The sequence below is a fragment of the Deltaproteobacteria bacterium genome, from assembly GCA_016208165.1.
Taxonomy (GTDB): Bacteria; Desulfobacterota; Desulfarculia; order JACQYL01; family JACQYL01; genus JACQYL01.
The window spans coordinates 14,863-36,163 of the sequence record JACQYL010000098.1; the positions used below are offsets into that span (position 1 = coordinate 14,863).

Genomic DNA, 21,301 nt, shown 5'->3' on the forward strand with positions numbered 1-21,301 from the left:
GTATTTTGAGCATCAAAGGTATCAACAGGGGTTCACGGCGTCCGACATCGTTGCTGACGCGGGTGCTGTCTTTCGTTCTACTGCTCATAGCCTCGACAGGGCTGCTATTGGGATATACGGGAGTTCGGATCATAGAAAAATTTGCACGGGAACGCTTCGAGGGGCGCATGCAATTCCTGGCCAGGCACCTCGCCCTCAACTCCGAATTGGGTCTGCTCATTGACGAACGAAGCATGCTGGAACGCCTGACGAGTAATGCCCTGACGGAAAAAGGCGTCGTAAAAGTGACCATCGAGAACAGCAATGGAGTCATCATAGCCGAATCGATGAAGAAGAATCACTCCGCCCCGAACCAAGTGAGCCACGTGGTAGCCAGCGCCGGCATGGACGAGGAGAACGTCATTTTTGGCGTCGGTTCCCCTCTGGAAGGCCTGCAGAACGAAAAAATCCTCGGCAAGGTCACCATATTTTACACGGATGAAGACCTCAAAGGCCTGGTGAGGTCCCTGAACGCGCAATTCACCCTTATTGCCGTCGGCGTGTGCCTTCTGGGCGCATTTCTCATGCTGCTCATCGCCCGCTCGATTCTGGCGCCTCTGAGAAATCTAGTCGTGGCCACGCAACGTGTAGCCAATGGAGAACTCAATCTGGCTGTCGAAGGAGGTCATTTAAAGGAGACCGTGCACCTGTCCCAGTCCTTCAATTCAATGGTGAAAGCGATCCGGGAAAGCAGGACAGCCCTTCGGGAAACCTATGAGGAGTTGGCTAAACAGAAGAACATGGCAGAGGTGGGTAAATTCAGTATGGTACTGACCCACGAGTTCAAGAATCCGCTGAGCATTATTAAGGGTTCCTTGGATATCCTGAAAAAACCGGGAATTCCTCCCGAGACGAGTGCGCTCATGATGCGGTATGTAGAGGAAGAAATCCAGCGTATCAACAGGCTGATTGAGGAGTTTCTCCTTTTCTCCAAGCCCAAGAGACCGGATCTGAAACCCTGTTGCGGATACAGAGTGCTGGAACAAGTGGCTGAGAAATTCCGGGTGGGCATCGCGAACGCCGGCCCGCGCATAACGTGTACGGCATCCGACGAGTCGTCAGCGGTTTTGCTGGATGAAACCCTGTTTACCAGGGCCGTCGAAAATATCTTAAAGAACGCTGTGGAAGTATCAAAGGACGATGGTGTAGTCTCCTTGAGTTCTTACAGCAAAGATGCATACTGGATTGTAGAGATTACGGACGGGGGGCCGGGAGTGCTTCCTCAAATTGCAGACCTTATTTTTGAACCTTTTTATACAACAAAAGCTACGGGCACCGGTTTGGGGTTGGCCATCGCATCAAACGCGATAGCCGCCCACGGTGGAAAAATCGAGGTTGCCGCGGAGCCGGAAGAGGGTACCACTTTTATCATTTCCCTCCCCTTGGCTCAGCAACCCCCGGAGAATGGAGGACTGAGTGGCTCAGATTTTGGTGGTTGATGACGAAGAAAAGGTACGCCATATTCTGTCCATTATGCTTGAACTCAAGGGGCATGTTGTTGAGCAGGCCAGGGACGGGGAAGAGGCTTTGTCCATAATCCAAAGCAAGCGGTACGATCTCTTGATCCTTGATCTTAAGATGCCGAAAATGGACGGGATCACGCTCCACCGGCACGTCAAGAAGATCGATCCGGCCTATCCGGTCGTTTTTATCACCGCTTTTGGGTCCGTGGATTCGGCTGTCGAGATGATGCGAGAAGGTGCTATCGACTACATCACGAAACCTTTTGAAGAAGACCGCATCCTCATGACCGTCGAACGTGTCGTGAAAATGTCCCAGCTTATGTCTGAAAATGAAGGGCTTCGCAAGGAAATCGCGGAACGTGCGGGCCTCAGCGATCTGATCTGTGTGTCGGAAGCCATGAAGAGGACCATGGAGATCGCAATGAAAGTCGCCCGCAAACCCGAGACCACCGTCCTGTTGACCGGCGAGTCCGGTACAGGTAAAGAACTGGTAGCCCGCTTTATTCATGCGAACAGCCCTCGGTCGAGAAATCGCTTCGTAGCTTTGAACTGTGCCGCGATTTCTCCCAACCTCGTGGAGTCGGAGCTGTTCGGCCATGAAAAAGGGTCGTTCACCAGCGCCAGCGCCCAAAAAGTGGGGAAGTTCGAGTATGCTTCAGGTGGAACACTTTTTCTTGACGAAGTCGGAGACCTTCAATTCGAGGCTCAGGCGAAAGTGCTTCGGGCCCTCGAAGAAAAAACGTTCGAGAGGGTCGGCGGCAACAAGCCCATCGTTGCGGATGTTCGAGTAATCTGCGCGACCAATAAGGACTTGGCGCGGATGGTCGCCGATAAACAATTCCGGGAAGACCTTTACTATCGAATCAATGTGTTCCCGATTCATATCCCCCCCTTGCGAGAGCGAACGGAGGCCATCATACCCCTGTCGCAGCACTTTATCCGAAGGTTTCGCCAAGAGATGCACACACAGCCCGAGCTGACCGAAGGAGCAAAGAGGCTGTTACTGAGGCATTCCTGGCCCGGGAACGTCCGAGAACTGGTTAATGCCATGGAACGGGCCGTGATCCTGGCAGGCAGCGATCCGCAAATCACCGAATCCACGTTGTCGTTTTTGGCGCGCGATACGAGCGGTCCACCTGCGGACGATTTCGAGCTGCCTACAGGGGGCATTTGTCTTGAAGAGTTGGAGAAAGACTTGGTGCGCCAGGCCCTCGCGACCGCCAACAATAACAAGACGCTTGCGGCGAAGCTGTTAGGTATCAGTCGATCGAAGTTTCGAAGGAAACTCAAGAATATTGGCGGAGATGAAGAAGAGTGATTTCTCGTCCGGGTCTCTCACATTTTCGAACCCTGCTCATCGGTGTCGCATTCGCGGTGTTCATGGTCGGTGCGTCCAACGGAGATTCCTGGGGGCAGATGGATAGCACCCGGTTGATGTTCGTGGGTGAGGACCTTTCGGTGCTTTCCATTGCCTCCAAACGCGAGGAACGTGTCCGGGAGGCTCCGGCCTTGGCATCGGTGATTACACGCTCGGAACGTGTACGTTACGGATACGACACCTTGGGAGAAGCCATCTCCACTGTGCCGGGATTCTATGTGGCCCAAGAAGATCGCAGCAGCAGGGCGTATTTGAGGGGAGTCCGTGACGCCACCTTGTTCCTGTATGACGGCATTCCGTTCAGCAACGATTCTTCGAACCAAAGTCCGCCGCTGGATCATGAGCTTTCCCTTTCATGGGTCAAGCGCATCGAGATCGTTCGGGGTCCAAGTTCCGTGCTCTGGGGTCCCGACGCATTCTCCGGGGTGGTGAACGTAGTACCCCTCGAGGGCAAAGACCTCCAGGGTTTCGAGGTGGGCTCTTCAGGCGGCAATCCGGATCGATATGGAGGTTTCGCCCAATGGGGCGATACCTACGAAGGATGGGACGCGTTCGTCTCGGTGAACGGCACTCAGAAGGGCGACTTTCGCGATCGGTACCGAACTCGCAGCGATGATCCGGACAACCCGTTTCTCGAAGGCGCGATTGATAAAGACCATTACGCAGAGGTGGTTGCGCGCTGCTCCTATGAAGATCTACTCACCATATCCGGACGCTTTTCCGACTTTAAGGACCACTATACGTTGGAGACACAGGCGGGCCGAGTTGAACCCAGCGAGCGGTCAAGCCCTTTCAGCATGTTCAAGGCAGACCTCAAACACGAAGTGGCTGGAGGCGATTTGAGGTTCCATGGATTTCTCAACCACTTTGATCTGGACGAAGAGGAAGGCACCGACCAGCTCTCTCAGGAGAACCTTTCATACCATCTCGAACTTCTCTATGACCGCTCCTTTTGGAGAAACGGATTGATGACCGTGGGCGCATCCCACAGACGCAACGACGCCACGGAGGAGTTTGTTTCCGTGGACCCGTTTCAAGGGCGGAAGTCGGTTGAAATCGACTACAGCTCTAATCTGAATTCGCTGTTCGGTCAACTTCGCCAACGGTTGGGAGATTTCGATATCTGGTTTGGAGGACGGTTCGATTCTCATAGCGAGTACGACGACAACGTCAGCGTCCGGGCGGGATCCACGTGGTTTGCCACGGACATGTTGAGCTTTAAACTACTATTGGGCACGGCCTTCAGAACCCCGGCCAATATCCAGGCGACGAGGGCTGCGGATCTTAAGGCTGAAGAAATCAAGAGCGCGGAGTTGGCGGCCTACTGGTCCATTACCGAACAAACGGAGATTCGGGCCTCCATTTTTCATGATCGGCTTTCAGATCTTATTCAGCAGAATTCCGAAGGCGAGGTCTCGAACAGAGACACGGAAAAAATTAACGGAATCGAGCTGGAAGTACATTATCGCCCCTTCCCCGCCCTTTCCACGTATGTCAACGCTACCTACCTTGAATCCACCGGAGAACCGGTGAAACTGGAGGGACTTCGGGAGGACCGCTACGATCTGGGAGCATCGACGATGTTTAATGCCGGCGCCTACTGGAATATCTATGGTCCGTTGAACTCTTCGATCCGGCTTCGGTACCTCGGTGACCGCGAAGTGGCCCGCATTGTCCAGGGAACGGACGAGCGTCCCAAGGCGGAGGAAGTTCTTCTGGTTCACCTGAACCTGTACGTCAAGGATGTTCTCCTGGAGGGACTGGTTGCCGGTATCAAGATCGATAACCTGTTGAATGAAGAATACGAGCAGCCCGGGAATTTCGATCTGATTGAGGGAGATCCGCTTACCTGGCGGGTCTATGCGACCTATCGTTTTTGATCGGAAGAAGATCCGGGCGGACACGCAGGTCCGCCCCTGCCATAAGCATGAACGGAAATTCCCGATTCTACTCCCACGACTCGGCAACCATTTCTTGAATGACCGACTGTCGCTGAACTGCTTGAACAGCTCGATACGGGGATCTCTTACAGATTCTCCACGTACCCGGCCACGAGACTTCCGACCTCACGGGTGCCTATGCCCATCTTTCCGGCGTTCATGCTCCCGAGGTCTTCACTCACGGCCTTCCGAACCGCGCGGGATATTCGATCCGCCCCTTCGTGCAAAGTCAGGTGCTCGAGCATCATCTGGGCCGCACAGATGGCCGCGATCGGATTGATCTCGTTCTTGCCCGCATACTTCGGAGCGCTACCACCGATGGGTTCGAACATGGAGACGCCCTCGGGATTGATGTTTCCCCCGGCCGCCAATCCCATTCCGCCCTGAATGATCGCTCCCAGATCCGTTATGATGTCTCCGAACATGTTGTCCGTAACGATCACATCAAACCACTCCGGATTCTTCACCATCCACATGCAGATGGCGTCCACATGGGCGTAGTCCGTGCTCAGGTCGGGATACTCTGGCGCCATCTCATTGAACGCCCGCTGCCACAAATCGAAAGCATACGTAAGAACATTCGTTTTTCCGCACAGCGTCAACTTCTTTCTATCGTTCCGGCGGCGGCACGTTTCGAATGCATAGCGAAGGCACCGATCCACCCCTTTTCGAGTGTTTATCGACTCCTGTATCGCCACCTCGTCCTTCGTGCCCTTCCGTAGAAAGCCCCCGCCTCCGGTGTAAATCCCTTCCGAGTTCTCCCGCACGACCACGAAATCGATATCCTCGGGGCCCTTGTTCTTCAGCGGGGTCTCCACGCCGGGAAACAATTTGACCGGACGCAGATTGATGTAAAGGTCCATTTCAAATCGCATCTTGAGAAGTATTTCCTTCTCGAGGATGCCGGGAGTCACCTCCGGATGACCTATAGCGCCCAAAAGGATGGCATCAAAACTCCTTAGTTCATCTAAGATCCCATTGGACAGCAACTCGCCGGTTCTCAGGTAGCGCTCTCCGCCAAGATCGAATATTTGAAAACGAAAGGATGCATTCGTCACACGGCTTACGGCTTCCAGTACTTTAACGGCTTCCGCAACCACCTCGGGACCTGTAGCGTCCCCCGGAACCAACGCGATGTCGTATTCGTTCTTCATGATTTCATTCCTGCGCAAGTGTTTCCATTCCCGTTGCCGGATTCCTATTCAGTCGTCGCCGTTGTTTTGCCTGAAAGCCCGGCATACGACCAGCGGCTTCGATTCCGAAAGCCCGAACACAGTAGCCACCTCATTCCGAGTCGGTCAAGCTCCGGAACGACATTCCCCGCCGTAACTTCCCGAGCGCCAGTGAGGGGCGCAATCGCCCCTGCTGAACACAATGGGTCCGCCAACATACCCACGTCACCGAAAACGGCGTTTAAAGAGTGTTCTTTAAACGGAATCCGTTTCCGGTGAGGAGTAGGCACAGAGAAAAGAATCGGAAAGGAGGTTTCTGTGGGTCAGGACTGTTTCAGCCATCCCATCATGGAGCGCAACTTCCGCCCGATCGTTTCGATAGGATGTTCTTTCGCCTGCTTGCGCCAGGCATTCATCACGGGCCTGTTTGCCTGGTTCTCAAGGATCCATTCCCTTGCGAATTCGCCGGACTGAATCTCGTCGAGAATCAGCTCCATCTCTTCGCGGACTTCGGGGCCGATGATACGGTTACCTCGGGTCAGGTCACCGTATTCCGCCGTGTCGCTGATGCTGTACCTCATGTGGCTGATGCCGCCTTCGTACATAAGGTCGACGATGAGTTTCATTTCGTGCAGGCATTCGAAGTAGGCGATCTCCGGGGCGTAGCCCGCTTCCACTAGAGTCTCGAAACCGGCGCAAATCAGGCTGGAAACCCCTCCGCACAGCACCGCTTGTTCACCAAAGAGGTCTGTTTCCGTCTCATCCCGGAAGCTGGTCTCTATGACGCCGGCTCGAGTCGCGCCGATACCTTTGGCGTAGGCCAACGCCTTCTGCAACGCCTTGCCGGTAAAATCCTGATGAACGGCTACCAGTGAAGGAACCCCCGCGCCTCTTTCGTATTCCCTTCGGACCAGGTGCCCCGGACCTTTCGGCGCCACCATGGCGACATCCACAAACTCAGGCGGATCGATCTGCCCAAAGTGTATATTGAAGCCATGGGAAAACATCAGCATCTTCCCTTCGGTCAAGCCCGGCAGAATTTCATTTCTGTACAGAGCAGCCTGCCGCTCGTCCGGCACCAGGATCTGGATGACTTTGGACATGGCTACCGCCTCAGTAACGGGTAACACGTCAAAGCCAAGCTTCTTGGCTCGATCGAAACCGGGCCCGGGCTGCTTCTGTCCCACGACCACGTCTACCCCGCTGTCCCGGAGGTTCTGTGCCTGCGCATGTCCCTGGCTGCCGAAGCCAAGGACCGCCACTTTGATTCCCTTCAACAATGAGAGATCCGCGTTGTCTTCATAAAAGATGTTCATTTTTTTGTCCCCTTTTTGCTTCGCGCCATAGCAATAACTCCCGTCCGAGCGATTTCAAGACTCCCCACCGGTCTCAGCAGGTCTATAAGCGCTTCTATTTTTCCCCTGTTTCCAGTCACTTCAATCGTATAATCGTTTGGCGAGACGTCCACGACCTTGCACCTGAAGATATCCGCGATTCTCAGCACTTCCGCGCGGTGCTCGGCATCGGACTGCACCTTGACAAGCGCCATTTCCCGCTCGACACAGTCGCTGTCCGAAAAATCAGTGACCTTAACGACATTTACCAACTTACGCAACTGTTTGTTGATCTGTTCCTGAATCTGAGCCACCCCGTACGAGACCAAAGTGATCCGGGATAGCTCGGATTCCAGTGTCTCCGCCACATTCAGGCTGGCTATATTGAACCCGCGGCCACTGAAAAGGCCCGCCACCCGGCTCAGCACCCCCGGCTCGTTATCCACCAAAATCGAGATCGTATGCCGTTCCTCCTGATTCATTCCCTTCTTCCTTTCGCTTTCCGTCGCGCTCACACGAGAAGCATGTCCTTTATGGCCGCGCCCGCCGGTACCATGGGATAAACACATTCTTCGCGTTCGACCACAAAGTCCATAATGACCGGCGCGTCGAGTTCCAGAGCCTTTCTTATCACCGGTTCCACTTCTTCCGGCGTGGTGGCTCGCATTCCCACCGCGCCATAGGCTTCGGCCAGTTTGACAAAGTCGGGCGCGTGGCTCATGTCCGTGGCCACGTATCGCCGGTCCTTGAACAGTTGCTGCCACTGCCTCACCATCCCCAGGTAGCCGTTGTTCAGGATGGCCACCTTTACCGGCAGCTTGTTTTCAACGGCCGTGGCCAGTTCCTGTATATTCATCTGGATGCTTCCGTCTCCGGCGATGTCGACCACTGTACGTCCCGGACAGGCGGTCTGCGCCCCAATGGCCGCAGGCAAGCCAAATCCCATGCACCCCAAGCCCCCGGAGGTAACGAAGCTGTTGGGCCGATCGAAGTGGTAGTATTGCGCGGCCCACATCTGGTTTTGCCCCACCTCCGTGGTAATGATGGCCTCTCCCCGAGTCAGTTCATAAATCTTTTCAACTACGAACTGAGGTTTTATGTTCTTACACTGCGTGTACGCCAGGGGTGCGGTCTCTTTCCACGCTCGGATTTGATCCAGCCAGGGTCTCCTCTTTTCGGAAACATTGGCCAGATCCTCGTGATCCAGCATTGCGTTCAACTGCTGGAGCGTGATTTTGCAGTCCCCGACAATCGGTACGTTCACCGGAACGTTCTTCTGGATGGACGTTGGATCGATATCGATATGGATGATTTTCGCATGGGGAGCAAAGGAGTCGATTCTGCCGGTCACCCGATCGTCGAAGCGGGCGCCGATACCGATCAACAGGTCACACTCGGTGATGGCCATATTCGCTCGGAACGTACCATGCATGCCGAGCATGACCAGCCACAGATCGTGTGTTCCGGGAAAGCCTCCCAGACCCATCAGGGTGGTGGTCACCGGAGCGGTGATTTTCTCCGCAAGCGTGCGAAGTTCCGCGGACGCTCCGGACAGAATTACTCCGCCACCCCCGAAAATCACCGGCCGTTTGGACTTGGCGATCAGTTGTGCCGCCTTCTTGACCTGCCCTTTGTGGGGCTCGTACTTGGGGCTGTACCCTTTCATGCAGGCCGCCGGCGGTAAAACGAATTCCACCTCGCCCGCCATGGCGTCCTTGCAGAGATCCACGACTACGGGGCCCGGACGACCGGAGCGCGCAAGATAGAACGCTTCCCGCACCGTCTCCGCCACACGGGATGCTTCTTTCACCAGGTAATTGTGTTTTGTGCAGGGTCTGGTGATTCCTACGATGTCCACTTCCTGGAAAGCGTCGTTTCCGATGAGACTGCTGGGTACCTGACCGGTGAAGACAACCAGTGGGATGGAGTCCATGTAGGCGGAGGCGATTCCGGTAACCGTGTTGGTCGCCCCAGGTCCACTGGTGACAAGGCACACACCCACCTTGCCGGACGTCCTGGAATAGGCGTCCGCGGCGTGAACCGCCGCCTGTTCGTGCCGTGTCAGCACGTGTCGAATATCGTACTGGGGCATGGTGTCGTAAATGTCGATCACCGCGCCCCCGGGATAGCCAAAGATGATCTCGACACCCTCGTCTTTCAACACCTCGAAGAGTATCTTAGCGCCGGTCAGCTTTGTGCCTTTTCTCTTTTTGCCGGGTGAACCCGGACCATTTCCATTGTGTCGTGACAACGATGACTCCTTTTCGTTCAATACCGTATGCCTGGCCGTCCCCTCAGCGAACGATCGCCCCGGTGGAGGCCGAGGTGACCAATCGTGCATACCTGTCCAGAACGCCACCGGAAATTTTGGGCTTCGGAGGATTCCATGATTGCTTCCTTCGAGCGATTTCGTCGGTGTCCACTCGAAGATGGATTCGTTTCGCGGGAACGTCTATTTCTACGGTATCACCCTCTCGAACGAGGGCGACAAGGCCCCCTTCCATAGCTTCCGGGCTGACGTGGCCGATGGACGCGCCTCGGGTGGCTCCGGAAAATCGTCCGTCCGTGATCAGAGCCACGGAATCATCCAATCCCATGCCGGCGATGGCCGACGTTGGAGTCAACATTTCTCGCATACCCGGCCCCCCTTTGGGGCCTTCGTATCGGATGACAATCACATCCCCGGGTTTTATCCTACCGGACAAAATGGCCTCCGTCGCTTCCTCTTCTCCGTCGAAGACTCTGGCCGGTCCCTTGTGTCGCAGCATGGACTCGACCACCGCGGACTGCTTTACCACGCATCCCTCCGGAGCCAGGTTGCCGAACAAAACCGCCAGCCCTCCTTGCCGGGACACGGGCTCGTGTCTGCTACGGATGACTTCCCCGTCGGCTTCCCGGACGGCGGACAGGTTCTCTCCAACGGTTTTCCCGGTGACCGTCATGGCCTCTTCCCGCAGCACCCCCAGCAGAGAAAGCTCCTTCATCACCGAAGGGATTCCTCCGGCCACATGCAGGTCTTCGATATGGTGTTTTCCCGCGGGACTTAGTGAACAGAGCTTGGGACAGGACTCGCTGATCCTATTGACCTCCTCGAGATCGATACGAATGCCCCTCTCGTGAGCAATGGCCAACAGGTGGAGGATGGTGTTGGTCGAGCATCCCAAAGCCATATCCACGGACAAGGCGTTGTGAAAAGCTTCCGATGTCATGATTCGGCTCGGCGTAATCCCCTGTTCGAGAAGCCTCACCGCCTGAACGCCCGCGTGTTTGGCCAAGCGTAATCGATCCGAGTAGACCGCCGGTATGGTCCCATTTCCGGGCAAACCCATGCCCAGACTTTCGGTAAGGCAATTCATGGAATTCGCGGTGAACATGCCCGCGCACGATCCACACGTAGGGCACGCCTGCTCCTCCAATTCAGCCAGATCCCCCGGCTCCATCCGTCCCGCCTTGACCGCTCCGACCGCTTCAAAGACCTGAACCAGGTCTACCTTCCTTCCCTTGTACAATCCCGCCAGCATGGGGCCCCCGCTCAAAACCACCATGGGAATATCCAGCCTGGCCGCCGCCATCAGCATCCCTGGAATGATCTTGTCGCAATTCGGGACCATCACCATGGCGTCAAACGCATGGGCGCACGCCATGATCTCCACGGAATCGGCAATCAGCTCCCGGCTTACCAGAGAATAGCGCATGCCCTCGTGGTTCATGGCAATACCGTCGCATACCCCTATGGTTCCGAAGGCGACGGGTGTTCCGCCGGCCATATATATCCCCGCCTTTACCGCTTCGACCACTTTGTCCAGGTGCATGTGTCCGGGAATAATATCGTTCGCGGAATTGGCGATGCCGATCAGCGGCCTTCCAAATTCCTCGTCGGTGAACCCCAGCGCCCTGAACTCTCCAGCGCCGATCCGGGCTTGCGAGTTTCATCATTCCGCCTCTTATGAACTTCCTTTGATTGATAACCAATATACGCTCACTATCCTGCACGCGGACTACACGACCCGATGGGGGCTCAGCTTGCGCTTCCGGATATAGGGAACCAAACCGCCTTCGTCGATGAGATCCAGCATAAACGAAGGAATCGGCGCCGAGCGGAACACGTTCCCGCTGGTCAGATTCCGAATCTCTCCCTCTTCGATATCCACGAACAGCCGGTCTCCTTGTCGAATCGCGTTGGCGGCTTCGTACGATTCCAGAAGGGGCAAACCGATGTTGAACGCGTTTCGGTAAAAAATCCGAGCGAAACTGGACGCTATGATACACGAAATCCCGGCCCCCTTTATGGCCAGGGGTGCGTGTTCTCTGGACGACCCGCATCCGAAATTAGCGCCGGCGACGATGATGTCTCCGGCCTTAATGCGATTTGCGAATCCCGGGTAAGCGTCTTCAAAACAGTGCCGGGCCAGAACCGATTCATCTGTAGTGGTCAGAAACCGCGCGGGAATTATGACATCCGTGTCCACGTTGTCTCCAAACCTGATCGCCGTACCCTCGATGCTCACGTAACTCCTCCTCATGCGACGCGTTTGATCATGAAATGACAAAAGCGGATTTCGTTTTGTCTCAACTGCAACTAGACGTTTCCCCTGCGGGCCGGGCTCAGATCTCATCCGGAAGGCCGACGCGTCCCAGGACCGCAGACGCCGCCGCTACCGCCGGGTTCGCCAGATATACCTCGCTTTTCGGATGACCCATTCGTCCGACAAAGTTCCGGTTGCTCGTGGACACGGCTTTTTCTCCGGAGGCCAGAACGCCCATGTGCCCCCCGAGACAGGGACCGCACGTGGGCGGTCCGATCACTGCCCCGGCGTCCAGAAAGATATCGAACAGGCCTTCGGACAGAGCCTTTCTGTACACGTCCCTGGAACCCGGTATGACGATAAGGCGGACTCCCTCGTGGACTTTCCTGCCGGTCAGCACCTGGGCCGCAGACCGCAAGTCTTCTATACGGCCGTTGGTGCAGGACCCGACGAACGCCTGATCGATGCGCACATCTCTCACCTCGGAAACCGGTTTCGTGTTGTCCGGGGAATGCGGACAGGCCACCTGGGGTTCGATGTCTTCCACATGGAAGGTTACCACCCGTTCGTATTCTGCGTCCGGGTCGCTGCCGTAGAACACTCCTAAACGGCGGGATCTTTCCGCCACATAGGCACGGGTGATTTCGTCAGGAGGGACAATGCCGTTCTTGGCTCCCGCCTCGACGGCCATGTTCGCCATGGTGAGCCGTCCCTCCATGGACAGGGATTGGATGGCCGGTCCGGAAAACTCCAACGTCCGGTATCGGGCACCTTCCACACCCAAGACCCCGATGGTGTATAAAACCAGATCCTTTCCCTGTACCCATTTTCGAAGTTGACCTTGATAGACCACTTTGATGGTTGACGGTACTTTCAGCCATATCTCGCCTGTGGCCAGGACGCCGGCCAAATCCGTGGAACCGACGCCTGTGGAGAAGGCTCCCAAAGCTCCGTACGTGCAGGTGTGGCTGTCGGCGCCGATGATCAGATCCCCGGGCAGAACCAGTCCCTTTTCCGGCAGTAAGACATGTTCGATTCCGCTGTCCCCTAGCTCGTAGAAGTGAACGACGCCCTGCTCTCCGGCAAATTCCCTCATAACCCGAGCCTGTTCGGCAGACTCGATGTCTTTGTTGGGCACGAAGTGGTCCTGTATAAGGGCCACCTTCGACGGGTCGAACACACGGTCGGCCCCCATCTCTCTGAACACCTTGATCGCCAGTGGGGCCGTGATGTCGTTGGCCAAGGCTAAATCAACTTTGACTTCCACAATCTCGCCCGGGGTTACGCACGCTTTTCCGGCGTGATCGGCCAATATCTTCTCGGTAATAGTCATCGGCATCTCGGTCTCTCTTTCCTATAGTTCCGGCCTGACAACCGGATTCAAACTCAAATACCTCAAGCGATTCAGACCGTTCAGAAACGCTTTCGCACTGGCCGTGATGATATCCGGATCCGCGCCTTTGCCCAGGGCAATGGTGCCGTTTTCCTGCAACCGGACGGTAACCTCCCCCTGAGCGTCCATGCCTCCGGTTATGGCATTCACGGAGAATCGAAGGAGTTTGGCGCTCGTTTTCGTCAATTTGGCGATGGCGTTGAACGTTGCGTCTATGGGGCCGACTCCGAATTCAGCTCCCGTGAATTCTTTTCCATCCACCTCCAGCTTCACGGTAGCCGTGGGAACCGCCACCGAACCGCTTACCACATTCAGGTAGTTGAGCTTGTAGTGATCCGGCACTCTCAAGAGTTCCTCGGCGACCAGCGCCTCGATGTCTTCATCGAGCATCTCCTTGCGCTTATCCGCCAGCTCCTTGAAACGAAAGAACAAACGATCCAAGTCCGGCTTCGAGAGATCGTATCCCATGGACTCGAGCCGTTTCTTGAATGCGTGGCGCCCCGAGTGTTTTCCCAACACGAGCGAACTGCTTTCCAGTCCCACGTCCGCGGGGCGCATAATCTCATAGGTGGTCTCATGCTTTAGCATGCCGTCCTGATGGATACCTGCCTCGTGTGCAAAAGCGTTTGCGCCCACGATCGCTTTGTTCGGCTGCACGATAATGCCCGTAATCATGCTGACCAACCGGCTTGTCGGGTAGATCAATTGCGTATTGATACCGGTTTCGAACGTCAACAGATCGTTACGGGTGCGGATGGCCATAACGGTCTCTTCCAACGAAGTGTTGCCCGCACGTTCCCCAATGCCGTTCATGGTGACTTCGATTTGCCGTGCTCCGCTCCGGACCCCGGCGAGGGTGTTGGCCGTCGCCATTCCGAGATCGTCGTGACAGTGAACGCTGATAATGGCTTTGTGTATATTCGGCACGTGGGTGCGGACATACGCCACCGTTTCCGCGAATTCATGCGGCATCGAATATCCAACGGTGTCCGGAATATTGATGGTGGCGGCTCCCGCTTCTATGGCCGCTTCAAATATTTTGCACAAAAAATCCCTGTCGGAGCGAGTCGCGTCTTCAGCGGAAAACTCGACGTTCCCGGTAAAAGACTTGGCATATTTGACGGCTTCCACCGCGTCCTTCAACGCCTGTTCTCGGCTGATCTTCAATTTGTATTTCAGGTGGATATCCGACGTGGCGATGAATGTATGAATCCTGGGGTGGGCCGCACCCTTGATGGCGTTCCAGGCCCGATCCAGATCCGGCTTATTGGCTCGCGCCAAGCCCGCCACCTGACAGACGCCGAGTTTTTGCGCGATCTGCTCGACCGCGGCAAAATCTCCATCCGAGGCTGCCGGGAAACCCGCTTCAATGATATCCACGCCCATCCGCTCGAGCTGGGAAGCCAGTCTCAGCTTTTCCGCGGTATTCATACTGGCGCCGGGTGACTGCTCTCCGTCGCGGAGAGTGGTATCGAAAATGTATACGCGTTCGGACATGATGTGCTCCTTCTATCTCGTCAATAAGTATAGTTTCTTGCTGCAAACGAACGAACATCCGAAAGGAACGGCATCAGTGCCTGCCGCAGGCTTCTCGTATCGAGTCGCCCTGCGGCAGTTCTCCTCCTGCGTACAGTTTCTCTGTCCATGTTGTAGCCTCATGTCTGGTTATTTTTGGATTTGCTCAACTTGTATTGGATGCTGTCTACCAGCGCCTGCCAGCTTGCGTCGATGATGTTGCTCGAGACTCCGATCGTGCTCCAGATGTCCTTGGAATCCCGCGATTCGATGAGCACCTTGACCCGGGCAGCCGTGCCTTCAGTGCCTTCGATGACCCTTACTTTGTAGTCCACCAGGTACATTTCCTGTAGCTCGGGAAAAAACATGTAGAGGAGTTTTCTCAATGCATTGTCCAAAGCACTGACCGGCCCGTCGCCTTCCGCGGCGGTGATCTCGTGTTCCTGGCCTACCGAGATTTTAATGGTCGCGTGCGAAGTAGCTTCCTCGTTTCCGTTCTTTTCAATGGTAACCCTGAAATGTTCGAGGCAAAACGGCTCGATAAACTGGCCGATGGCTTTCTTGACCAGCAACTCGAACGAGCCTTCCGCCGCATCGAACTGGTATCCCAGATCCTCGAGCTTCTTAACCTCGCGCACGATTTTGGCGCTGTCCATACCGTTTCCACCCAGAGCGACTCCCATCTCGTTCGCCTTGTAAGCGACGTTGCTTTTCCCGGACAGGTCCGATATGATTACGCGCCGCCGGTTTCCCACTAGAGATGGGTCCAAGTGCTCGTAGGCGGAAGGGTTCTTCATGACCGCGCTCACATGAACTCCGCCCTTGTGCGCGAACGCGCTTCGTCCGGCATAAGGCCGCTGATTATTGGGCGGTCGATTGGCCAGGTCGCTCACGTACCTCGAAAGCTCTGTTATCTGGCTCATGCGCTCGGAGGGAATACACGAGTAGTCCATCTTGAGCTGCAAATTCGGTATCAGGGTGATCAGATCCGCGTTTCCGCATCGCTCGCCGTATCCATTCAGTGTTCCGTGGACCATCGAGACGCCTTCCCTAACCGCGGCAATACTGTTGGCAACGGCCAGGCCGCAATCGTTATGGGCGTGGATTCCCAGCGGAGTCTGCATTCCGGACCGGACGTCTCGCACGATTTCGGAGATCTGGTGGGGCAAGCCGCCCCCGTTCGTATCGCAGAGAACGATCACGTCCGCCCCGGCTTGGACCGCGGCTTCGAGGGTTCTCATGGCATAATCGGGATTTCGTCGGTATCCGTCGAAAAAATGCTCCGCATCGTATATGACCTCTCGCCCATGCTCCTTGAAGAAGCTTACCGTATCCGAAATCATGGAACAGTTTTCATTCAGATCGATTTCGAGAACCTCGAGCACATGCAGGTCCCAACTCTTGCCGAAAATGGCGACCGCGGACGTTTCGGAAGTGATCAGGGATTGAATGTTATCGTCGTCTTCAACCCGAGTGCGAGGCCTTCTAGTGCTGCCGAAGGCCGTAAGCTTGGCGCGCTCTAAAGGGATGGATTTTGCCATCTGGAAGAATCGATGGTCCTTCGGATTGGACCCCGGCCATCCGCCTTCAATGTAATGGAATCCCATCTCGTCCAGACGTCGGACGATTCGGACCTTGTCCTCCGCCGAAAAATTGACCATTTCCCCTTGCGTCCCGTCACGCAACGTCGTGTCGTAGATGGTGATGCTCGTGCTCATGCTTACTCTCCAAAAAAAAATCCGTTATCAGGAGCCTGATAACGGATTTTGTTCTTGAGCTTCTTGAACCAATCTACATTACCAGGCTCCTCTGTGTGTTCCGCAGAACAACCAGCAGCAGTAGGCATACTACTACGCCTACTACGGGAATAATGCCGATAATGTTGATGTTGGTTCGAGCGTTCATGCTATACTCAATACGTTTCTTAGGAATTTACGCAAGGGTAGTTCTTCCCGGACTTGAAGTCAAGCTTTTTTTTCGACCTCTCCGGTACGGGGGCCGATCGTGCTTCAATAAAGGTGCATCAGTTCGCGGTGGTGATCTTCTTTTTCCTGTTCGATCTGCGGCGGCTCCGATGTCCGCTCCGCCTTTTGGGAGGTCCGACGGCGCTACTTTCCATCTCGTTTCTCAAGTCGAGCAGCGGCTCTTCGCTCAAGCCCAGGGCATGCCGGAGGACCCACGCTAGATCAAACGCCTCATCGAGGGCCATGCTCTTGAACAACTTCAACCAGCCCTTCCGAAGCCCCGGCTTCTCCGTCTCCGCAGACAAAACGTATTGGCCTGCAACAATTCGCTTGACCTGATTCCTGACGGCCTTTGGGATGTTCAGGCGAACCCCGGGAACATTGAGCAAATCATGTACGGCTCCGGAACAATCAGCCGTTGGAGCGAGATGTTCCAGTTCCTTCCTCAGGGGCCAGTAAAATACGCCGGCCCATAAAACGGCGTCCGTCAGTTCCCTGTTCCGCGCTCCTCTGCATACATCCATCGCTCCCAGAGTACGCCAAAAAACATCCGGCAAGCGCCCCTCGCCATCCCGTACCACCGAAAGCTCGGGCAGTATATGGGCCAAAACCCCGGTTTCATCGAGGTACCTGTAGCCCTTTTCAATGCCGGACTTGCGCATCAGGCGCAACAAATCCTCCTGAATCCGGGAAGCCGGGCACAGGAGAATCTTGTTCGCATGGGCCTTCATCGCATCCCAAGTGGTTTCCTCGATTTGGAAATCCAGATTTGCACCAAATCGAATTCCTCGCAGGATGCGAATGGGGTCTTCCTGAAATCGGATATCCGGATTCCCGATGCACCGAATCACCCGCTTGCGAATATCCTCCATCCCGCCGACGTAGTCGATGATCGTAAAATCCGACACGTCATAGTAAAGAGCGTTGATGGTGAAGTCCCGTCGAAGAGCGTCTGCCTCGGGTGTCCCGAACGTATTGTCCCGGCAGAGCATCATGCTGTCGCCCACGGTCTCTTTGAACTCGGACTCACGGCGAAATGTGGATACCTCTACCGTCTTGCCCCCCTTGAACACAACGTGGACGATTCGGAACCGTTTTCCCACCAGCCACGAGTTGGCGAACAGCTTTTTCAACCGTCCGGGGCGGGCGTCCGTGGCTACATCGAAATCTTTGGGTTTGTTTCCCACCATGAGATCCCGTACTCCGCCTCCGCAGAGATAGGCGAGATGACCCTGTGTCTTAAGGCGATACAGGACCTTAAGTACCTCATTATCCATCATTTTTCTGGATATGGGATGTCTATCCCGGGGAATGACAAGGGGAATCGATCCGTGCGACGATTCTCGACAAATCTCAGTTTCCAGTTTTTCCGCTTGCATTTCGCTCATAACCGTTGTTTTTCTGTAGCTAACTTACTATTTCTTCAGCACTTTCGTCAAGCCACAAGATCGTGCCGGAGTGGAGTCGGCTTCAGAATCGCTAATTTGGCCTCGGGCAAGGCTCAATATCTTGTATTGACAGATTCATTTTAGTAATGTTCAAATTGATTAACTTCATACTTAATTGGATTTATCCGTGAACCTAGTTACATCATTAAAAGCGTTGGCGGACGATAAGCGACTGAAGATCTTAAGAATGCTCCTGACCGGCGATCTGTGCGTAGGCGCTTTGGCCAAACATCTGGGAATTTCAAAGCCGGCCGTTTCTCAGCATCTACGGATATTGCGAAAGACGGGATTGGTCAAAGGGGAAAAACGCGGTTACTGGACCCATTACATAGTGGATAGACAGGCCTTAACCCGGATTGCGGCGGAACTGAACGAGATGTCCGCGAGAATCCAACCTTTCCAAACCATTTGCCTGCGGACTAGCGAAACGCCGGCAAAGGAACCGAAAGCGGAAGAGGCCGACCTGTGTCAAAATTGTTGTCGGGAGCCCCATAACTTCGAGGACCAGCCCAAAAACCGCAGCCCTGAACAGATCGGCGGATGTCACGACGAAACAAAATCGGAACCCTGCACACAAATGGATTCCGCTCCTGAACAGGAGTAATCGACAATCGGCATAACGGTCCCGGTGCGACCGAGGAAGGTCATTGGGACTCATGCCGTCGCTACGCCCATGGGCGCCAATCAGATTCCGGAAATCTTGCTCATGCAGGGACTATTTTGTCGTGACGTTGATTCCGGGCCTCACTCCGGCGTCCAACCCGGCTGCAGGGTTTATCGCAGGGATGGCAATCGCCCGGCTTCTAAGGCGGCAAAAACTTTCGGTATAGGTTTTGGGGAATTGTTGTATGGAGAAACACCACGAAATGACTGAAGCCCTGGTTGTTGAAAATATTGCCAAACGATTCGAAACCGTGGAAGCGGTCGCGGGGATCTCCTTCAGCGTCCAACAGGGCGAACTCTTCGGCTTTCTCGGCCCCAACGGCGCTGGCAAAACCACGACCATCAGCATACTCACCGGTTTGGCGCGACCGGATTCGGGGAAATTTCGGATTTGCGGCATCGACTGCACGTCCAATCCCAGGAAGGCCCAGCACCTCATCGGAGTGGTTCCGGACGAAAGCAACCTCTACCCGGAGCTCACCGGTTTCGACAATCTCTGTTTCTGCGCGGCGCTTTACGGAATGGGCAAAGCCGAGCGACAAACCCGGGCCCGGGAGCTTCTGGACGCATTCGGTTTGACCAAAGCAGCGGACCGAAAATTCGGCGGCTATTCCAAGGGCATGAAACGGAAACTCACCATCGCCGCGGGTATCATTCATAAACCCGAAGTTTTGTTTCTGGACGAACCTACCACGGGTATAGACGTATCCGGCGCTCGACACCTGCGGCAACTCATCGCCGACCTCCACAAGGCCGGGACCACCATTTTCCTGACCAGCCACTACATCGAAGAGGCGGAGCGGCTCTGCGACCGCATCGCCTTCATCGTGTCCGGCCGCATCGTGCGAATCGACACGGTCGAGAATCTGCTCCAGCCGTTCCAGGAAAAACATATCGTGCAAATCTCATGCGCCAACCGCTCAGGCGGTTTACACATCCGGCTTTCCGAATCATTTCCCGGCCTTGATTTTACGATCACAGAGCATGATGTGATTCGGGTGGAAGCCGGGCAGCCCATTCGTGTGGGACCATTGATTCGCTTTCTGGAAGATCATGGGGCCGAGGTCTCCGAAGCCCGCAGGATGCGGCCGACCCTCGAGGACATCTTCGTAAGAATCACCGGGATCGAGACGGACGACATGCATAGAGAAAAAGAAAAAGTGGGAGGGGGGCAATGAAGCTCTGGATCGCTTTTTGGAATATTCTGGTCAAGGACATGCGCACCTATTACCTGAAGCCTCCGAACGTCAGCTGGGGCCTGATCTTCCCGCTGGCATGGACGGGAATGTTTTTTATCAAGTCGGGAAGCGGCCTGGGGAGTATACCGTCATTGCTTCCTGGAGTGGTGTCGATCTCCATTCTGTTCGGCGCCACATCGATGCTGGCTGTCACGGTGACCTTCGAGAAAAAGAATCGGTCCTTCGAGCGACTCCTGTTGGCCCCCATTCCACTGGAACTGCTGATGCTGGCCAAGACCGGCGGCGCCATCCTGTTTGGCGTGGCCAACGCCTTCGTTCCGATCGTCATGGCTGCATTTGTCACCGATTTGTCTCGGCTGGCATGGGGAGCGTTCGTTCCGGCGGTTTTCCTGATCGCTGTATCTTCGACCTTTCTGGGCCTGTTCATCGCCGTGGCGGTGAGTGAAGTGTTCGAAGCCCAAACCTTCTCCAACTTTTTTCGTTTCCCTATGATTTTTCTTTGCGGGCTTTTTTTCCCCTTAGAAAAGCTGCCGATATTTTTGAAGCCCATCTCCTATGTGCTTCCCTTGACGTATGGGGCCGACGTGCTCCATGGGGCCGTTCATGGCGGACACGCCATGCCCTTTTCCCTCGACCTGGCCATCCTCGCAGCATTCTGCATTGGTCTATTTGGGGTAAGCCTCCGCAATATCAGGGGGCGCTGGATTGCCTGATCCCGCGGCCCGTGACGAATTTTTGATGCAGGCCGCGGGAAAAGGCGATCTTGAAGCTTTCGGGGAGATCGTCCAACGGCATCATTCCTGGGCCTGGAGGATCGCGTATCGCTTCCTCGGGGATGAACCGGAAGCCGCGGACATCGTCCAGGAAGCGTTTCTCCGGCTCCTGGACGCATCGAGGCGTTATCGACCTACTGCAAAATTCAGAACCTATTTCTATCGGATCATCACCCGTCTTTGCCTGGACCGTACGAAAAAGAAACAGCCATTGTACCTCGAAACGATTCCTGACGCTCCCGATCCTCGCCCCGACGCGGCGGACGCGATGGTTTTGCAAGAAGCGGCCGTCGCCGTGCGCGCCGCGCTCGACGTCCTGCCTCCCAACCAACGTATGGCCATCGTGCTTCGCTATTATGAAGAGCTGAACTACGAAGATATCGCTTCGGCCCTCGAGACGACACCCAAAGCCGTGGAACGCCTTTTGGCGCATGGCCGGGAGCGCCTCCGAGCTATTCTCGGCGGCCGGGATGAATTTTTTTGTTCCTGAGCGG

The 21,301-nt window shown here is 55.3% G+C and carries 17 protein-coding genes; 7 read left to right on the top strand and 10 right to left on the bottom strand.

The window, feature by feature from the left end; genetic code table 11:
• Positions 1 to 5: 5 nt before the first annotated feature.
• The 3 genes from HY788_18370 to HY788_18380 are packed head-to-tail and all read left to right on the top strand — an operon-like array spanning position 6 to position 4,760.
• Positions 6 to 1,478 (top strand): HAMP domain-containing protein, encoded by a 1,473-nt coding sequence (locus tag HY788_18370; protein MBI4776112.1) that lies wholly within the window; start codon positions 6 to 8, stop codon positions 1,476 to 1,478.
• Positions 1,456 to 2,820 carry a sigma-54-dependent Fis family transcriptional regulator gene (locus tag HY788_18375; protein MBI4776113.1) on the top strand — a complete coding sequence of 455 codons (1,365 nt, stop codon included), beginning with the start codon at positions 1,456 to 1,458 and terminating at the stop codon, positions 2,818 to 2,820. The genes HY788_18370 and HY788_18375 overlap by 23 nt, the downstream gene beginning before the upstream one ends.
• On the top strand, positions 2,817 to 4,760 hold the full coding sequence (locus HY788_18380; protein ID MBI4776114.1) for a TonB-dependent receptor plug domain-containing protein: 1,944 nt from the start codon (positions 2,817 to 2,819) through the stop codon (positions 4,758 to 4,760). Before HY788_18375 ends, HY788_18380 begins: the two co-directional genes overlap by 4 nt.
• Positions 4,761 to 4,906: 146 nt before the next feature.
• On the opposite strand, the gene HY788_18385 is transcribed toward HY788_18380, so the two are convergent.
• The 10 genes from HY788_18385 to HY788_18430 all read right to left on the bottom strand — a co-directional run bounded on the left by HY788_18385 (position 4,907) and on the right by HY788_18430 (position 18,112).
• On the bottom strand, positions 4,907 to 5,974 hold the full coding sequence (locus HY788_18385; protein ID MBI4776115.1) for a 3-isopropylmalate dehydrogenase: 1,068 nt from the start codon (positions 5,972 to 5,974) through the stop codon (positions 4,907 to 4,909).
• A gap of 341 nt (positions 5,975 to 6,315) precedes the next feature.
• Complete coding sequence (ilvC, locus tag HY788_18390; GenBank protein MBI4776116.1) at positions 6,316 to 7,308, bottom strand: ketol-acid reductoisomerase; 993 nt, start codon at positions 7,306 to 7,308, stop codon at positions 6,316 to 6,318.
• Positions 7,305 to 7,808, bottom strand: coding sequence for an acetolactate synthase small subunit (gene ilvN / locus HY788_18395; GenBank protein ID MBI4776117.1), 504 nt, complete (start codon positions 7,806 to 7,808; stop codon positions 7,305 to 7,307). Before ilvN ends, ilvC begins: the two co-directional genes overlap by 4 nt.
• 29 nt (positions 7,809 to 7,837) lie before the next feature.
• Positions 7,838 to 9,667 (bottom strand): biosynthetic-type acetolactate synthase large subunit, encoded by a 1,830-nt coding sequence (gene ilvB / locus HY788_18400; GenBank protein MBI4776118.1) that lies wholly within the window; start codon positions 9,665 to 9,667, stop codon positions 7,838 to 7,840.
• Positions 9,621 to 11,240 carry a dihydroxy-acid dehydratase gene (gene ilvD, locus HY788_18405; protein MBI4776119.1) on the bottom strand — a complete coding sequence of 540 codons (1,620 nt, stop codon included), beginning with the start codon at positions 11,238 to 11,240 and terminating at the stop codon, positions 9,621 to 9,623. The genes ilvB and ilvD overlap by 47 nt, the downstream gene beginning before the upstream one ends.
• 84 nt (positions 11,241 to 11,324) lie before the next feature.
• The gene (locus tag HY788_18410; GenBank protein MBI4776120.1) at positions 11,325 to 11,849 is read right to left on the bottom strand and encodes a 3-isopropylmalate dehydratase small subunit; all 525 of its coding nucleotides are present in this window, start codon (positions 11,847 to 11,849) and stop codon (positions 11,325 to 11,327) included.
• An 82-nt stretch (positions 11,850 to 11,931) separates the two neighbouring features.
• On the bottom strand, positions 11,932 to 13,191 hold the full coding sequence (gene leuC, locus HY788_18415; GenBank protein MBI4776121.1) for a 3-isopropylmalate dehydratase large subunit: 1,260 nt from the start codon (positions 13,189 to 13,191) through the stop codon (positions 11,932 to 11,934).
• 15 nt (positions 13,192 to 13,206) lie between these two features.
• A complete protein-coding gene (locus tag HY788_18420; GenBank protein MBI4776122.1) occupies positions 13,207 to 14,742 on the bottom strand; it encodes a 2-isopropylmalate synthase in 1,536 nt (511 codons plus the stop codon).
• 158 nt (positions 14,743 to 14,900) lie between these two features.
• Complete coding sequence (locus HY788_18425; GenBank protein MBI4776123.1) at positions 14,901 to 16,478, bottom strand: citramalate synthase; 1,578 nt, start codon at positions 16,476 to 16,478, stop codon at positions 14,901 to 14,903.
• Positions 16,479 to 16,783: 305 nt separating this feature from the next.
• On the bottom strand, positions 16,784 to 18,112 hold the full coding sequence (locus HY788_18430) for a polynucleotide adenylyltransferase PcnB (GenBank protein MBI4776124.1): 1,329 nt from the start codon (positions 18,110 to 18,112) through the stop codon (positions 16,784 to 16,786).
• Positions 18,113 to 18,287: 175 nt separating this feature from the next.
• On the opposite strand from HY788_18430, the gene HY788_18435 reads away from it, so the two are divergent.
• From HY788_18435 to HY788_18450, 4 genes are all read left to right on the top strand, one after another.
• Positions 18,288 to 18,776, top strand: coding sequence for a metalloregulator ArsR/SmtB family transcription factor (locus HY788_18435; protein MBI4776125.1), 489 nt, complete (start codon positions 18,288 to 18,290; stop codon positions 18,774 to 18,776).
• A 262-nt stretch (positions 18,777 to 19,038) separates the two neighbouring features.
• Positions 19,039 to 20,013, top strand: coding sequence for an ABC transporter ATP-binding protein (locus HY788_18440; protein ID MBI4776126.1), 975 nt, complete (start codon positions 19,039 to 19,041; stop codon positions 20,011 to 20,013).
• Entirely contained in the window at positions 20,010 to 20,747 is a 738-nt protein-coding gene (locus HY788_18445; GenBank protein MBI4776127.1) for an ABC transporter permease, read from the top strand. Before HY788_18440 ends, HY788_18445 begins: the two co-directional genes overlap by 4 nt.
• Complete coding sequence (locus HY788_18450; GenBank protein MBI4776128.1) at positions 20,740 to 21,297, top strand: sigma-70 family RNA polymerase sigma factor; 558 nt, start codon at positions 20,740 to 20,742, stop codon at positions 21,295 to 21,297. The genes HY788_18445 and HY788_18450 overlap by 8 nt, the downstream gene beginning before the upstream one ends.
• The last annotated feature ends 4 nt before the right edge of the window (positions 21,298 to 21,301 follow it).

Coding starts and splice junctions, on each gene's coding strand:
- HY788_18385 (MBI4776115.1), bottom strand. CDS start 5,974: ATGAAGAACGAATACGACATCGCGTTGGTTCCGGGGGACGCTACAGGT.
- ilvC (MBI4776116.1), bottom strand. CDS start 7,308: ATGAACATCTTTTATGAAGACAACGCGGATCTCTCATTGTTGAAGGGA.
- ilvN (MBI4776117.1), bottom strand. CDS start 7,808: ATGAATCAGGAGGAACGGCATACGATCTCGATTTTGGTGGATAACGAG.
- ilvB (MBI4776118.1), bottom strand. CDS start 9,667: ATGCACGATTGGTCACCTCGGCCTCCACCGGGGCGATCGTTCGCTGAG.
- HY788_18410 (MBI4776120.1), bottom strand. CDS start 11,849: ATGAGGAGGAGTTACGTGAGCATCGAGGGTACGGCGATCAGGTTTGGA.
- leuC (MBI4776121.1), bottom strand. CDS start 13,191: ATGCCGATGACTATTACCGAGAAGATATTGGCCGATCACGCCGGAAAA.
- HY788_18420 (MBI4776122.1), bottom strand. CDS start 14,742: ATGTCCGAACGCGTATACATTTTCGATACCACTCTCCGCGACGGAGAG.
- HY788_18425 (MBI4776123.1), bottom strand. CDS start 16,478: ATGAGCACGAGCATCACCATCTACGACACGACGTTGCGTGACGGGACG.
- HY788_18430 (MBI4776124.1), bottom strand. CDS start 18,112: ATGAGCGAAATGCAAGCGGAAAAACTGGAAACTGAGATTTGTCGAGAA.
- HY788_18440 (MBI4776126.1), top strand. CDS start 19,039: ATGACTGAAGCCCTGGTTGTTGAAAATATTGCCAAACGATTCGAAACC.
- HY788_18445 (MBI4776127.1), top strand. CDS start 20,010: ATGAAGCTCTGGATCGCTTTTTGGAATATTCTGGTCAAGGACATGCGC.